The sequence below is a fragment of the Actinoplanes subtropicus genome (assembly GCF_000721705.1).
GTDB classification, from domain to species: Bacteria; Actinomycetota; Actinomycetes; order Mycobacteriales; family Micromonosporaceae; genus Actinoplanes; species Actinoplanes subtropicus.
The window spans coordinates 142,476-157,214 of sequence record NZ_JOJL01000013.1; the positions used below are offsets into that span (position 1 = coordinate 142,476).

Annotated in this window: 14 protein-coding genes and 1 pseudogene; 7 read left to right on the forward strand and 8 right to left on the reverse strand. The window is 72.2% G+C overall.

Annotated elements, in window-relative coordinates:
• Positions 1-6: 6 nt before the first annotated feature.
• Positions 7-1,044 (reverse strand): LLM class flavin-dependent oxidoreductase, encoded by a 1,038-nt coding sequence (locus tag IH26_RS0119410; RefSeq protein ID WP_030437631.1) that lies wholly within the window; start codon positions 1,042-1,044, stop codon positions 7-9.
• 107 nt (positions 1,045-1,151) lie between these two features.
• Positions 1,152-1,568, reverse strand: coding sequence for a nitroreductase family deazaflavin-dependent oxidoreductase (locus IH26_RS0119415; protein WP_030437632.1), 417 nt, complete (start codon positions 1,566-1,568; stop codon positions 1,152-1,154).
• A 60-nt stretch (positions 1,569-1,628) separates the two neighbouring features.
• On the opposite strand from IH26_RS0119415, the gene IH26_RS0119420 reads away from it, so the two are divergent.
• Positions 1,629-2,507: a TolB family protein gene (locus IH26_RS0119420; RefSeq protein ID WP_245665301.1), complete on the forward strand. Its 879-nt coding sequence runs from the start codon at positions 1,629-1,631 to the stop codon at positions 2,505-2,507.
• A gap of 40 nt (positions 2,508-2,547) precedes the next feature.
• Here IH26_RS0119420 and IH26_RS57110 read toward each other — a convergent pair whose 3' ends face one another.
• Together IH26_RS57110 and IH26_RS59860 are read right to left on the reverse strand one after the other, a co-directional pair.
• Positions 2,548-4,236, reverse strand: coding sequence for a serine/threonine-protein kinase (locus IH26_RS57110; RefSeq protein ID WP_245665320.1), 1,689 nt, complete (start codon positions 4,234-4,236; stop codon positions 2,548-2,550).
• A 108-nt stretch (positions 4,237-4,344) separates the two neighbouring features.
• Positions 4,345-4,482, reverse strand: a complete 138-nt coding sequence (locus tag IH26_RS59860) for a hypothetical protein (RefSeq protein WP_157437268.1) — start codon at positions 4,480-4,482, stop codon at positions 4,345-4,347.
• Here IH26_RS59860 and IH26_RS64520 point away from each other — a divergent pair.
• A complete protein-coding gene (locus tag IH26_RS64520) occupies positions 4,481-4,699 on the forward strand; it encodes a DUF6578 domain-containing protein (protein ID WP_425394387.1) in 219 nt (72 codons plus the stop codon). The two genes, IH26_RS59860 and IH26_RS64520, sit on opposite strands and share 2 nt — an antisense overlap.
• 539 nt (positions 4,700-5,238) lie before the next feature.
• On the opposite strand, the gene IH26_RS61325 is transcribed toward IH26_RS64520, so the two are convergent.
• Positions 5,239-5,778 (reverse strand): zinc-binding dehydrogenase, encoded by a 540-nt coding sequence (locus IH26_RS61325; protein WP_157437269.1) that lies wholly within the window; start codon positions 5,776-5,778, stop codon positions 5,239-5,241.
• Between IH26_RS61325 and IH26_RS62940 the strand changes: the two are divergent.
• Positions 5,667-6,023 (forward strand): annotated as a pseudogene (locus IH26_RS62940) (helix-turn-helix transcriptional regulator); the annotation flags it as partial. The gene IH26_RS61325 and the pseudogene IH26_RS62940 sit on opposite strands and share 112 nt — an antisense overlap.
• An 8-nt stretch (positions 6,024-6,031) precedes the next feature.
• On the opposite strand, the gene IH26_RS0119445 reads toward IH26_RS62940, so the two are convergent.
• Complete coding sequence (locus IH26_RS0119445; protein WP_084598924.1) at positions 6,032-7,228, reverse strand: aminotransferase-like domain-containing protein; 1,197 nt, start codon at positions 7,226-7,228, stop codon at positions 6,032-6,034.
• Positions 7,229-7,257: 29 nt separating this feature from the next.
• On the opposite strand from IH26_RS0119445, the gene IH26_RS0119450 reads away from it, so the two are divergent.
• A complete protein-coding gene (locus IH26_RS0119450; RefSeq protein WP_245665305.1) occupies positions 7,258-7,869 on the forward strand; it encodes a DJ-1/PfpI family protein in 612 nt (203 codons plus the stop codon).
• Positions 7,866-8,990 carry a GGDEF domain-containing protein gene (locus IH26_RS55950; protein WP_051808291.1) on the forward strand — a complete coding sequence of 375 codons (1,125 nt, stop codon included), beginning with the start codon at positions 7,866-7,868 and terminating at the stop codon, positions 8,988-8,990. Before IH26_RS0119450 ends, IH26_RS55950 begins: the two co-directional genes overlap by 4 nt.
• A 135-nt stretch (positions 8,991-9,125) precedes the next feature.
• Here the strand turns inward: IH26_RS55950 and IH26_RS0119460 are convergent, their stop codons facing one another.
• Positions 9,126-10,076 (reverse strand): PaaX family transcriptional regulator, encoded by a 951-nt coding sequence (locus IH26_RS0119460; RefSeq protein WP_030437640.1) that lies wholly within the window; start codon positions 10,074-10,076, stop codon positions 9,126-9,128.
• A 217-nt stretch (positions 10,077-10,293) separates the two neighbouring features.
• Here IH26_RS0119460 and IH26_RS0119465 point away from each other — a divergent pair, with 217 nt between their 5' ends.
• Positions 10,294-11,622 (forward strand): extracellular catalytic domain type 1 short-chain-length polyhydroxyalkanoate depolymerase, encoded by a 1,329-nt coding sequence (locus tag IH26_RS0119465; protein WP_030437641.1) that lies wholly within the window; start codon positions 10,294-10,296, stop codon positions 11,620-11,622.
• A 236-nt stretch (positions 11,623-11,858) separates the two neighbouring features.
• Here the strand turns inward: IH26_RS0119465 and IH26_RS0119470 are convergent, their stop codons facing one another.
• On the reverse strand, positions 11,859-13,160 hold the full coding sequence (locus tag IH26_RS0119470; RefSeq protein ID WP_245665307.1) for a vanadium-dependent haloperoxidase: 1,302 nt from the start codon (positions 13,158-13,160) through the stop codon (positions 11,859-11,861).
• 199 nt (positions 13,161-13,359) lie between these two features.
• Here IH26_RS0119470 and IH26_RS0119475 point away from each other — a divergent pair, with 199 nt between their 5' ends.
• Positions 13,360-14,736, forward strand: coding sequence for a glycoside hydrolase family 43 protein (locus tag IH26_RS0119475; RefSeq protein WP_030437643.1), 1,377 nt, complete (start codon positions 13,360-13,362; stop codon positions 14,734-14,736).
• The last annotated feature ends 3 nt before the right edge of the window (positions 14,737-14,739 follow it).

Genomic DNA, 14,739 nt, shown 5'->3' on the forward strand with positions numbered 1-14,739 from the left:
GACCGCTCACCGCCGGTCGGCGAGCAGCTCCCGCACCATCGGGATGACCTTGCTGCCGTAGAGCTCGACCGAGCGCAGCCGGGCGCTGACCGGCTGGGCGCCCGCGGTGTAGATCAGGTCGAACCGGCCGACGCCCAGGTCACCGATCGCGCCGGCGATCCGGCGGGCCACGGTCTCCGGCGAGCCGATGTACAGCGACCCGTACGCGATCTCCGCCTCGAACTCCTCGCGGCGCACCGGCGGCCAGCCGCGCAGCCCGCCGATCCGGTCGCGGATCACCCGGTACGGCTCCCAGACGATCTCCTTCGCCTCCTCGTCGGTGTCGGCGACGAAGCCCGGCGAGTGCATGCCGACCGGGTGGGCGGTCGTGCCCAGCTGCTCGGCGGCCCGCCGGTAGAGGTCGACGTAGCCGGCGAACCGCTTGGCCGGGCCGCCGATGATGGCGAGCATGAGCGGCAGGTCGTACTGGGCGGTGCGGACCACCGACTGCGGTGAGCCGCCGACCCCGACCCAGGTACGCAGGCGGCCGGACTCGGTCTTCGGGAAGACGTCGGCGTTCTCCAGCGCGGCCCGCGTGGTGCCGCTCCAGGTGACCGGCTTCTCGTCGAGGAGCCGGACGAACAGCTCGATCTTCTCCTCGAACAGCTTGTCGTAGTCGCGCAGGTCGTAGCCGAACAGCGGGAACGACTCGGTGAACGAGCCGCGGCCGAGAATGACCTCGGCCCGGCCGTTCGAGAGGGCGTCGACGGTGGCGAAGCGCTGGAACACCCGGACCGGGTCGTCCGAGCTCAGCACGGTCACGCCGGAGGCGAGCCGGATGCGGGAGGTACGGGTGGCGATGCCGGCGAGGACGGTCTCCGGGGTGGAGACCGCGTACTCCGGGCGGTGGTGCTCGCCGAGCGCGATCACGTCCACGCCCAGCTCGTCCGCGAGCACCGCCTCCGCCACCACCTGCCGGATCGCGGCGGCGTAGGAGGCGGGTCTCCCGGTGTCGTCCACCGGCACATCGCCGAAGGTGTCGAGGCCGAACTCAATTTCCGATATTCCCGACATGTCAGGCCCTTCCCGGTTTATTGACACGTCAATTATCTGCTAAATACATGACGCGTCAACGAGAGGGGACCATGACCGCCGACACACCGGCCGGGCCGCTACGCCTGCGGCTGCAACGCCACCAGCGGGATGCGGCGCGTGGTCTGCTTCTGATAGTCGGCGAATCCCGGCATGGCGGTGGTGACCCGCTCCCACAACTTCGTGTACTCGTCGCCGGTCACCTCGGTGGCGACGACCGGGAGGGTCGCGGTGCCGACCTCCACCGTGGCGCGCGGATTTGCCCGGAGGTTGTAGAACCAGTCCGGGTTCTTCGGGCCGCCACCCGCCGACCCGACGATGATTTTGCGGTCCCCGTCCGGGAAGTAGGCCAGCGGGCTGATCCGTTCGGTGCCGGAGCGCGCTCCCGTGTGGTGGAGCAGCAGCAGCGTCCCGCCCTCGAAGCGGCCGCCGACGCGACCCTCGTTGGCGCGGAACTCCTCGATGATGGCGGTGTTCCAGTCGTTCAAACTACTCACGGTTCTCCTCCGGTTGCGACCGGACGGACAATACCCGGGCCCGCGGTGGAAGATTCACCTGTGGCTTACTATCGCTCGCTCGCGCCCGGACAGATGGCCCGCATCCACGTGCACACCATCGAGACCGGCGAGGACAGCGTCGTCCACGAGAGCCGGGACGTGCTGTTCGAGGCGCCCAACTGGACGACCGACGGACAGGCGCTCATCCTCAACGGCAACGGCGCCCTCTGGTCCCTCGCGCCGGCGGCCGGGTCGGAACCGGCCCGCATCGAGCACCTCGACCTGCCCGAGGCCAACAACGACCACGTCCTCGACCCGGACGGCCGGCACATCTTCGTGTCCGCGATGGACCAGCACATCTACCGCGCCGGCCTGACCGGCGGCGCCGCCACGCGAGTGACCTCCGAAGCCGGCGTCTGGCACTTCCTGCACGGCGTGTCACCCGACGGCAAGCGGCTCGCGTACGTCCGGATCGTCGATTTCGGCGAGCCCGGCCGACTCGCCGTGACGTCCGTCGACGACGCCTCGGAATCGCTGCTCGTCGACACCGGCGCCGGTCACATCGACGGCCCCGAATGGTCGCCGGACGGCCGGTGGATCTACTTCAACACCGAGCGCTGGGCGCAACGCCCCGGGCACGCCCAGCTCGCGCGCATCCCGGACGGCGGCGGCGAGGTCGAGCGGCTCGTCGCGAGCGACACGGTCGACTGGTTCCCGCATTTGTCGCCGGACGGCCGGGCCGCCGTCTACCTCGAATACCCGACCGGCACCGAGGGGCACCCGGCGGACCTCGCCGTCCAGCTCGTCGTCGTCGGCACCGACGACTGGTCCCGCCCGCGGCGGCGCATCGCCGTTCCCGGCGGCCAGGGAACCATCAACGTCAACAGCTGGGCTCCCGACTCGAGGCGCTTCGCGTACGTGTCGTATCCGATCCGGTGACAGTAACGGGTACCCGGTGATGGGTGAGCGCCGGCACCGCTCAGAGGGAACGGATGTCGGCGGCCGCGAAGGTGACCGCGTACGGCGTACCGGTGCCCGGGGTTTCGGCGCTCAGGCCGAGCAGTACCTGCCCGGCGACCGGACCCCGCACCGGCAGCGCGACCTGCCCGGCGAACGTGCCACCGCGGAACACCTGCGCCGCGCCGTCCCGGACGACCAGGTGGATTCGGGCCGCCCGGCCCAGCCCGATCGGCCGGGCCAGCGGCACCCGCCGGTAGACCCGGTGGTCGTCCGGCGTGTCCGCGGCCACCGAGAACTCGGTCTGGCACACCCGCAACACCTGGCCACCCCGGCGGGCGACCCAGTGGAACCAGATCGCGGCGCAGCTGCCTGGCGACTGCAGTGCGACGGTGACCGCGACACCGAAGTCGTCCTCGATCGACTCCTTCGGGCCGATGCACTGGTAGGTGCCCTGGTCCGCCCGGGTCACGCGCATCACGCCGCGGACGACACAGCTGGCGTTCTCGCCCTGGATCTGGCTGTCCACCCACTGATCGTCCCGGGTCAGCGGATCCTGGATGATCGGCTCCCCGCCGTGCGGCTCCTCCGGCACCGGTTTCCCGTCGTCGGCCGGCGCGGGATCGGCCGCGGGGGACGGCGAGGCCTTCACCACCGGCGCGCGCGACGCGGTCGCGGCCGCGCCGGCGCCAGGCAGGACGGCCTCGCTCGGCCGGACCCGCGCGTTGCCCACCAGCGCCGCCGTGGCCACCCCGGCGACGATCAGCAGGGCGGCGAACGCGGTCAGGATCCGGCGGCGGACCGGCCGCTTCTCCTCCGGCATGGGCTCGGGGACGAAGAAGTCGGCCGGCGACTGCTCCTGCATCGGGGCCGGCATCGGCCGGTTGCCGAGCAGCAGGTCCAGGATCTCGCGGGCGGTCGGCCGCTCGGCCGGATCCTTCGCCAGCGCGAGCTCGACCACGCCGCGCAGCGGTTCCGGCAGGCCCGCCAGGTGCGGCGGCTGGGTGAGAATCTTCGCCGCGGTCGCCGACGGCGAGTCGCCGTGGAAGGGTGTGCGACCCGTCCCGGCGTACGCGACGACGCAGCCCCAGGCGAACACGTCGGCCGCCGGGGTCGGCGCCACCGCGGGCTCCGCGGTGAACCGCTCCGGCGCCATGTAGGACACCGTGCCGACCATCTGATCGGTGCGGGTGTGCTGACTGGTCGCCTCGAACGCCCGGGCGAGACCGAAATCGATGACCTTCGGACTGCCCGGCGCCAGCAGCACATTGCCCGGCTTGAGGTCGCGGTGGATCACGCCGGCCCCGTGGATGGCGGTCAACGCGGTCGCCACCCCGACCGCCAGCGAATGCAGCGCGGCCGGCCGTAACGGGCCGTACTCCTTCACCACCTCGGTCAGGCTCGGCCCGTCGACGAACTCCACCACCAGGTACGGCGGATGATGGTCCAGATCGGCGTCGAGCACCTCGGCCGTACAGAACGAAGGCACCTGCCGCGCCCGGTTCACCTCGCTGCGGAACCGCCCGAGGAACTCCGGATCGTCGGCGAGCACCGCGTGCACCAGCTTGATCGCGACGGGATCGCCGTAGCGGTCGGCGGCCAGATAGACGACCCCCATCCCGCCGGAGCCCAGGCGGCCGGACAGGCGGTAGCCGCCCAGCCACTCCGGATCGGACCGGCGCAGCGGGGCCACCCGGTGCAGGCCGTCCACGTTCAACTCGCCACCTCGACACTGCCCCGTGAATTCCCCCACGGATCTTGCAGGAATCCCCCCAAAGGTGTCCAGTGCGGAGGCTTGTGATAAGCAACGAGACGTCCGTCAGGCCGCGCTGGCGGCGGTTCCCTCGGTGACGAGCAGGACGACCGCGCTGTCCGGGGTGGGCGGGAGGTCGGCGCAGCCGCGCGCAACGCAGCGAGCGCCGCGGTACCGCAGGGCCCGGCGTCGCTGCTGTGGCATGCCAGTTCCCGGGCGGCGCTCGCCGTACGGGGGCGGCGGACGTGGTGGGCTGCCGTGCCGGGCGCGGGCATGGTGGCCGGCGTCGCGGTCGCCGCCGCGGTCCTGTCCGCGTCCCGCCGAGCAAGAAAATGGGGTCGTGGAGATCAAAGTGTGGGTGGATGACTGGCAGATGCAGTGTTGCGGCGCACCCTTCGCGGTGGGCGACGAGGTCTCCTGAACGTTGGCGACCTCCGTTTTGTTGGCTACGTGGTGGAACTGACCGGTGTACAGAAGCAGCCCATATGACGATCCGGGGTGTACGCAGCGTGCCCGCCACCGCGCACTATCGGCGGCAAATCCGGACACCTCCGGCCGCCTTTGCTCTGCTCACGTACACGCACCGAAATCGAGCGGGCGTTCGATTTCGGTGCGTATACGTGAGCAGAGCAAAGCCGCAGGGAAAGGGAGCTGTGGTCGCGTTCGGCCGGCCAACAGCGGTAAGCGGCCGGACGCCCGTACATCGGCCAAATCCGCCCACCGAACCAGCGCGGGCCGTACGCGGTGTGACGGCCGCCCTGGCCGCGATACACGATCGGCGACAGGTGCGTGCACCCGGATTCCACGTGTCGCCGGAGCGACTCGGTGGGCCGTGCAGGCCGCCTCATGGGTGGGCGCGCAGGTCCCGAGCGGTCGGAGATCGACGCCGTGGTATCGCGCATTTCAGTGGCGGATGCGCGCGGTTGGCGGGCGGCCCGGCGGAGGTTCGCGGGATGTCGCCTAACCCCGGACCGGCACCAGGATCGTCTTGCCGGGCAGCCGCCCTGCCTCGGCGTCGCGGTGCACGCCGGCCAGTTCGGCGAGCGGCCGCGTACCGGCGACCTCGACCCGGACGGTTCCGGCGTCCACCAGTTTCACGAGCGCGGCGAGGTCGTCCGGTGCGTTGCGCACCACGAAATGCTCGACGCGGATCGGGGCCCCGGTCAGGTGCGAGACGCCGGTGGCGGCCGACACCAGTACACCGCCCGGCCGCACTTGGGTGGCCACGGCCGCCAGCCGGCCCGGGTTGATCGCTGCGAAGTTCAAGACCACATCGGCCGGCTCGCTCAACGCGAACGGCCCCACCGTATGGTCGACAACCTCATCGGCGCCGAGATGCCGGACGTGGTCGGCGTGCTCGGGCCGAGCGGTCCCGAACCACCGAGCAGACCACCGGCTGGGCGGCGGCGCTGCGCGACCCCGGAATCGCCGCCGCGCTGCGGGCCGTGCACACCGAACCGGCACGGCCCTGGACCGTCGCCGGGCTGGCCGGCCAGGCACGGATGTCCCGGGCAACCTTCGCCCGCAGGTTCACCGGACTCGTCGGCCAGCCACCACTCAGCTACCTCACCTGGTGGCGCATGACCACCGCGGCCCGCCTGCTGCGAGCCAGTGACTCCACACTGGACGCGATCGCCACCAGCGTCGGATACACCTCGACGTTCGCCTTCAGCATCGCCTTCAAACGCCGATTCGGCATGGCGCCCGGACAATACCGGCGCGCCGGCGCCGACCCCGGCCAATGAGCGTGGGCTTACCGGTCCGCGTCGAGGCCGGCTACCCGCGCGACGGTGTGCAGCGTCGCGGCGAGGGCGCCCAGGTCCGCCGAGCCGAGCGCGAGGCGGATCGCCTGCGGGACACGGGTGGTGACGGCGAACGGTTCCGCCGTCGACACCGAGATGTGCCGGCGGGCCAGCTCGGCGGCGATGCGATCCGCGCGGGCGCCTTCGGGCAACGGCAACCACAGGAAGTACGACCCGGGATGGCCGATGTGCGGTAGCCCGGCGAAGACCTCCCGGGCGATCGCCTGGCGCGCCCGGGCGTCCTCGCGTTTGCGCATCTCCAGCCGGTCGACGGTGCCGTCCTCCAGCCAGCGGCAGGCGATCGCGACGGTGAGCGCGGGAGTGTTCCAGGTGGTGGCCCGGACGGCGCGTTCGAGCACCGGGACCAGCGGTTCGGGGGCGACGAGGTAGCCGACGCGCAGGCCGGTGGCGATGCTCTTGGACACCCCGGACACATGGAAGGTGATGTCGGCCGCGAGCGTGACCAGCGGTGTCGGCGGGTTCTCGACGAGGTAGGCGTAGGACGCGTCCTCGACCAGCAGAAGGCCGTGGCGGCGGGCGATGCCGACCAGCCGGGCGCGGTCGCTCTCGCCCATGACCGCGCCGAGCGGGTTGTGCAGGGTCGGCATGGTGTAGACGGCGCGTACCGGCCGCTCCGCGCAGAGCCGGTCGAGCGCGTCGAGGTCGGTGCCGTGCGCGGTCACGGGCACCGGGGCCGGCTCGAGGCGCAGCGTACGGCCGGGGATCTTGAAGCCCGGGTACGTGAGGGCGTCGACCGCCACGACGGCGCCGGGCTCGAGAGCGGCCATCAGGGTGGTGGCCAGGCCGTGCTGGGCGCCGTTGACGATCAGGATGCGGTCGGGGTCGTTGCGCACCGCCCGCCGGGTCAAGTGCCGGGCGATCGCCGCCCGGTCCGGCGCGCGGCCCCGGTGCGGCTGGTAGCGCAGCAGCGCGTCGAGGTCGCCCGCGGTGGCGACCTCGCGCAGCGCCTGCCGCAACAGGTCGGCCTGCTCGGGCAGGGCCGGGTAGTTGAAGTTCAGGTCGATGACGTCGCCGGCGATCGCCTGCTGATCGATGCCGTGCCCGGCGCGCACGGCGAGATCGCGGACGAACGTGCCCCGGCCCTGTTCGCGGCTCACCAGGCCGGCCGCCTCGAGCCCGGCGTACACCCGGGTGGCGGTGACTGATCGCGCTCGGCGTGCTCAACCGCGTCAAGGACGACGACTGGCGGGTCACGCTCGCCACCCCCACGCCGCGGGTCACCTCGATGAACGGCGTGGTCGTCGAGCGGATGTCCACCCTCGAGCAGGCTTGCGAGGCCGACGCCGTCGTCATCGGCAGCGGCATCGCCACCCGCGAGGTCGTCGAGGACCCCGCGATCATGAACGTGCTGCGCCGGCTCGATCCGGGCCGCCAGCTGATCGCCGCCCAGTGCTCCGGCACGCTCGTCCTGGCCCGGCTCGGCCTGCTCGACGGCGTTCCGGCCTGCACCGACCTGACCACCAAGCCGTGGGTCGTCGCCGCCGGCGTCGAGGTCCTCAACCAGCCGTTCTTCGCCCGGGAGAACATCGCCACCGCCGGCGGCTGCCTCGCCTCGCAGTACCTGGCCGGATGGCTCATCGCCCGGCTGCGCGGCACGGAGGCGGCCGAAGGGGCCCTGCACTACGTCGCCCCGGTCGGCGAGAAGGAGGAGTACATCGCCCGCGCGTGGCGCAACATCACCCCCTACCTGCCGGCCGGCGGGTACACCCGATCCGCTCCCCGGGGAGTGCTCCAGCCACGCGACGTGGCGCCGACCGTGGGGGTGTGAGCCCACCGACCACGGCGACCCGCGGCCCGGAACCGGAGCGCGGCGGCCCCGTGGCGCCGGCCGGCGTCTCCTCCGTGGCCGGCGCGAGCCTCGCCTCCGTGGCCGGCCGGCTGACCACGCTGCTGGGCGGTGTCGGCGCCCCGCTTTACGGCGTCGGCGCCATCCTCACACGCGGCGCCGGGCGCTGGGTGATGCTGGTCCTGTTCGCGTTGCTGGCCGTCTCGGCGTGCCTCCCGCCCCGGCGGCAGGACCGCCGGGAGATACCCGCGACGCTGGCGCTCTGCGTCGGCCTGGTCGTGCTGTGGGGAGCGGTCGCGCCCGGCGAACACGTTCTGCTCGCGGCGGTCGTCGCCATCGGCATGGTGTACGTGGCGTTGATGCTGCTGCGCCCGTACGCCGAGATCGGTGTGGTCCTCATGGCGGTGACCTATCTCGGCTCCCAGCTCGCCTTCGGCGCCCGCGGCGACCTGGCGTGGCAGGTCGCCGGCGCGGCCGTCGCCGATCTGGCGCTGGGCGTGCTCCTGCTCGGCATCCGGGTGACGACCGAGCGCAAGGTCGACGAGCGCACCCGGGCCCTCGCGGCCGCCAACGACCGGCTCGAGCGGCTGACCCGCACCGATCCGCTCACCGGCCTGGCCAACCGCCGGCGGCTGGCGGAGGTGCTCGACGGCGCCTGGTCGCGCGCCGCGACCGCCGGGGAGCCGGTCAGCGTGATCATGGTGGACATCGACCACTTCAAGCAGTACAACGACCGGTACGGGCACCTCCTGGGCGACGCCTGCCTGGGCCGGGTCGCGACCACGCTGACCGCCGGTGTCCGCCCGGGCGACCTGGTCGCCCGCTACGGTGGCGAGGAATTCGCGGTGGTCCTGGCCGACGCGGACCTCGACCTGGCGCACCGGATCGCCGAACGGATCCGGGCGGACGTCGCCGGTCTCGGCGAGGAGCACGCGACCACGCCGAGCGGATTCCTCACTGTCAGCGTGGGGGTGGCCAGCATCCGGCCGGGCGCGGGCGACGCGCCGGACGATCTGCTCCGGCTGGCCGACGAGAGCCTGTACGCGGCCAAGCGCGACGGCCGCAACCGGGTCGCCGTCGCGCCGGCCGGCCAAGTGCGGTAGCCCGCCGGCCGTCCCCCGCTGTAGGGCCGCCGGCCCTCCCCCGTCGTCGGGCCGCCGGCCGTCCCCCGTCGTCGGGCCGCCGGCCGTCCCCCGTCGTCGGGCCGCCGGCCGTCCCCCGTCGTAGGCGCGCCGGGCTCAGGAGAAACTCGTCGTCAGGGCGGCGACCGTGTGCGCCCGTACGTCCGGGATCCGCCCGCCGTCGTGGCGACTCGCCACCGCGCGGACGTGTTGCTCGGCCGCCTCGGCCAGGCCGTCGTAGACGGCCACGAACAGCTCCCGGGCCGGCTCCCGCAGCCATCCCGGCGGCAGCAACCGGGCCGGCAACTGGGGGTCCAGGATCGGCAGGCGCCGGTAGGTGTCCATCACTTCGGTACGCGCGCGGACGGCCTCGGCGCCGGTGATCCGCCCGCCCGCCGCCCGGGGTGGCGTCGTGCTCCAGCGCCGGATGAAGGCCTCGTACTGCCGGGCGATCTCGGCGGTGTCCCAGGCGTCCAGCGGATTCCGGCGGATCGCCGCGTCCAGCTCGACGTGCCGGGCGCGGAAGACGGTCAGGGTGCCGAGGGTGAGCTCGGCGAGGCGCGCCTTGGTCTTCTCGGTGAGGTCGTGCGGGGAGATCCACAACCCGTCGTACAGCGGCGCGTAGCCCATCCACCGCAGCCGGCCGCGCAGCCCGCGCCGGAGCGTGCTCTCCTCCTGTGGCAGCGAGAAGGCGATCAGTGTCCACTGCCCGTCCCATGGACGGGTGCCAGCCGGCGAGACGATGGCGCTCCCGCCGACCACGAGGAAGGCCGCGGCCGCCCGGGTCAGCCGGTAGGAACTGTGCCGGCCCTCGCGGCGGCTCTCCAGCACCCGGCGCCGCGCCAGCCGGCTGATAGCCGTCCGAGCACCTGCCTCACTGACACCGGCTTCGGCGAGCAACGCCACGATGGCGGCGGACGGCAGCCAGGCGCGCGTCCGCAGGGTGTAGTCGGCCAGCAGCGTGACGGCCAGCCCCTGCGGCGAGTTGCCGGCCTGCCGCCGGGGCAGCCGGACCGCTCCGGCCGCGTCCTCGGGGAAGATCTCGTCGATGTCGTACGGACTGGTCACCTTCGCCACTCTATCGAGAGTTATCGATTGACAGTTTCGCGTCCCGGGTGAAGGATATGTGCCACGCGATGGTGGTGGACCGGGCACGCACGGCATGTCATGCACCACCTCGGCGCGACCTTCCCCCGGTCGGCGCCCCACGCGTACTTCCGCATCCCCACCCGCTACGGGCGGCGGCTTCGCCCTGCCCCGCGCGCGGGAACAAAGGAGTCAAGCGATGAGGATCAGACGGAAACTCCTGCTCGTGGCCGCCCTGTCGGTGGCCGTCGCCGGCCTGGCCGTGCCGGCCGCGCAACCCGCGTTCGCCGCCTCGCTGACCGAGGTCACCTCGTTCGGCGACAACCCCGGCGGCATGCGCATGCACATCTACGTCCCGGACTCCCGGCCGGCCAACCCCGCGATCGTGGTGGCCATGCACGGCTGCGGCGGCTCGGGTCCCGGCTTCTACTCCGGCACCGAGTTCGCCGGCTTGGCCGACCGGTACGGATTCCTGGTCATCTACCCGACCGCGACCCAGCAGGCCGGCTTCGGCAACTGCTTCGACACCTGGTCGGACGCCGCCAAACACCGCGGCGGCGGCAGCGATCCGGTGTCGATCGCCTCGATGGTCGCCTACGCCGAACGGCAGTACGGCGGCGACCCGAACCGGGTCTACGCCACCGGCAGCTCGTCCGGCGGGATGATGACGAACGAGATGCTGGCCCTCTACCCGGACGTGTTCAAGGCCGGGGCGGCGTTCATGGGTGTGCCGTTCAACTGCTTCGCGAACGCCGCCGACTATCCGCCCGGCAGCAGCAAATGCACCGGGGGCAGCATGGACCGGACTCCGCAGCAGTGGGGTGACGCCGTCCGGCAGGCTGATCCGGGCTACACCGGGCCACGTCCGCGGATGCAGCTCTGGCACGGAACCAGCGACACCCTCGTGCCGTACTCCCTGCTCCAGGAGGAGATCGAGCAGTGGACCAACGTCTTCGGGCTGAGCCAGACGCCGACCACGTCTGACACCCCGCAGTCCGGCTGGAATCGCCGCCGCTACGCCGACAGCGCCGGCACGGTCCAGGTGGAGGCGTACAGCATCCAGGGCGCCGGGCACAGCCTGCCGAGTGCCGGCATGGCCGCGTACGCCATCTCGTTCTTCGGCCTCACCAGCGGCACCCCGCCGACAACGCCGCCGTCCACTCCCCCGTCGACCCCGCCCACCACGCCGCCGACGAGCCCGCCGGCGTCGGGGGCGTGCCGCGTGACGGCCACCGTCAACGCCTGGAACACCGGCCTGACCGAGAACCTCACCATCGCCAACACCGGCGCCACCCCCGTGGACGGCTGGTCGCTGGTCTTCACGCTGCCAAGTGGGCAGACCATCACGTCCGGCTGGAACGCATCCTTCTCGCCGACCGCCGGCCAGGTGACTGCCCGGAACATGTCGTACGACGGTGCCATCCCGCCCGGTGGCTCGGTGACCGTCGGCTTCCAGGCCACCCACACCGGAAACACGACCAAGCCGCCGGCCTTCACCCTCAACGGCAACGCCTGTAGCACCGCCTGACCGACAACGCGACGTGGGGACGGCCGCCACCGTCCCCACGGAGCGTCCACGAACGAAGCACGTCCGGAACCTTCCGGCTGTTCCGCGACGGCGACGCCGTGGCCAGCCGGAACGTCCACGCCGCCATCCTCGGCGCGGCCCGGCTCGGCCACACCATCCTCGGCGCCGGCCGGCTCGGGCCACACCGTCTTCGGCGCGGCCCGGCTCAGCTCGGCCACACCATCCGAGCCGGGCGGTCAGGCCGCGGCGAGGGGCCGGCCGTGGGCGGTGGCGTGGGCCAGCGCGTAACGGCCGACGTTGAAGCCCAGGTGCTGGCCCGCCCAGTGGTCGATCCGGGTGTGCACCCCGGCGAAGATCCGGCTGAGGCCGGCCTCGTCGGCGACGTCCTGCAGGTGCCGGAAGGTCCGGGTGACGCCGGGCAGCGCCTCCGACGTGACGGCCGCCGGCCGGTCACCCAGCGTACGGCGGAGCACCAGCGCCGCGGCCTGCGAGACGACGCTGTGCGCGCCGGGATACGACGGGTCGGCGGGCGTGGTGGCCAGCGGATTCCACGCCGGGTCGGCCGTCGTCGCCGGGTTGTGGTCGGTGTCCGCGAGCCGGATCGCGGTCACCGGCCGCCAGATCCGATGCGCGTACTTCGCGGCGTAGAAGGCGATCACCGAGTCGGCGATCGCGAGGTTCAGCTCGGCAAACACGGCGGCGGCCCGGTGCAGGCCGGCGCCGGTGTTCCGGACCAGCTCGGCGGCGATCTCGTTCCAGTAGTTCCAGATCGGCGCCGCCCAGAACCGGGCCATCTCGGTCTGGTCCGGCGTACGGTTCGACCCCGCGTCGCGACCGGCCATCCGCACTTCCTCGAGCGCCGCCGCGTACGTGTCGCCGGTGAGCCGCGGATAAGGCGCGACGCCGAACTGGCCGGCGGAACGCAGCACGAACGGGCGGACCCCGGCCCAGTGCGTGAAGACCGGCGCCGCGAAGGCCGGTGGGGTAGGGCGATACTCGCCCGGCGCGGTGCCGGGCGGCAGCACCGGCGGGGTGGCGCCGGAGCCGTCGGCGGCCCGCGAGCGGACCATGGCCAGCGCGATCGCCCGGCCGGTCCGCTCGCCCGCGGCCCGCCCCGGACCGGCCGGCAGCGCGGCCAACTGGCTCTGGAACAGGTCGTCCAGCTGCCCCGTCGACGCCGGGTGGAGCGCGACGAGCACGCCGTGACCGGCCGCGGCGGCAGCGGCGCCCGCCGTGGCCGCGCCGGGCGCGGCGACGACCGCGTTGTCCATGGCTTTGTGCAGCATCGCGAAGCTGCGGGTGGGGTGGATCGTCGGCGGCTGCGCGCCGGCCGTGCGCACGATCCGGAGCAGGGCCGCATTCCAGTCCAGGATCAGGTCGCCGGACGCCGACCGGCCGGCTGATGCCTGCCGGCTGGTCGATGCTTGCCCGCCGACTGATGCCGGTCGGCCGGCTGACGCCGGTGCGGCCGGCGAGACGCCCGTCGCCAGGATGCCGACACCGCCGCCGGCCAGCAGCAATACGCTCCTGCGCCGCAAGCCCTCCATCAGAATTCCCCTCACGATCTGCCGGTGGTCCTCATCGAGTGGTGGGTTCACACCGGGAGATACGGGCGGGGGTTACGGTCCCTTGACACCGAGATTGTTAACGATAACATTCACGCAACCCAATCGGCGCTTTCACTCCCCGAGCCGAGTCGCGTACGCCATCGACCTGCCAGAGACCGGGAGTTCCGCCATGAAGCGTCGTAGCCTCCTCACTACCGCCGGCGGCGCCGCCCTCGCCGGCCTCACCGGGGGGCTGCTGCGTCCCGGTGCGGCGAGCGCCGCCACGTACTCGGGTCATGCCATGGCCTACTTCACCGAGTCGCCGGACATGTCCGCCGCCAACTACGGCCTGCACCTGGCCGTCAGCACCGACGGCCTGAACTGGACGCCGCTCAACCAGAACAACCCGGTCGCCACCCCGACGGCCGGCAGTCTGGGCCTGCGCGACCCGTTCATCCTGCGCAAACAGGACGGCAGGTTCGTCGTGATGGCGACCGACCTGAACGGCACCGACTGGAACTACCAGAGCCAGTACCTGCACATCTGGGACTCGGCCGACCTGCGCACGTTCACCGGCTACCGGCGGCTCAAGGTGCACTCGCTCGCGTCGCACGCCTGGGCGCCGGAGGCGTTCTGGGACGCCTCCCGCGGCCAGTACGCCGTCGTCTACTCCACCGTGCCGGGCGACCACAACGTGCTGATGGTCAACTACACCAGCGACTTCGTCACCGCCTCCGCGCCGCAGGTGTTCTTCGACCCGGGCTACGACGTCATCGACGGCGACCTGGTCAGCGCCGGCGGCGTCAACTACCTGTACTTCAAGCGCAGCAGCACGCTGGTCGGGGCACGGTCGAGCACGCTGGACCCGGGCAGCTTCACCGCGTTCACCGGCGCGCTCAGCCCCGGCCGCGGGGTCGAGGCGCCGAACATCGCCAGGTCGAACACCGGCAACACCTGGTACATGTGGGGCGACACCTGGAGCCCGAACGGCCGGTTCTTCTGCTGGCAGACCACCGACCTGACGACCGGATCCTGGACGCTGCTCAACGACCGGGCCTACACCCAGCCCCTGAACTCCAAACACTGCGGCGTCACCCCGATCACCGCGACCGAGCTGTCCGGGATGACCAGCACCTGGGGCACTCCCGCCTGGCGACGGATCAAGTCGTACAACTATCCCGGCCGGTACGTCCGGCACCAGAACAACGTCGGCCGGATCGACGAGTACCCGTTCGACCTGTGGCAGGACCAGCAGTGGACGCTGGTGCCCGGCCTGGCCGACTCGGCGGGCGTCTCGTTCCGGTCGGTGAACTACCCGGACCGCTACCTGCGGCACGCCAACTACCAGCTGGCGCTCTCCGCCAACGACGGCAGCAGCACGTTCAACGCGGACGCCACCTTCTACCAGGAGGCCGGCCTGGCCGATGGCAGCTGGACGTCGTTCCGCTCCTACAACTACCCCACCCGGTACCTGCGGCACTTCAACTTCGTGCTGCGGATCGACGTCATCAGCAGCAGCTCGTCGGCCACCGACAAGCAGGACGCCACCTTCCGGGTTGGCTACTGATCG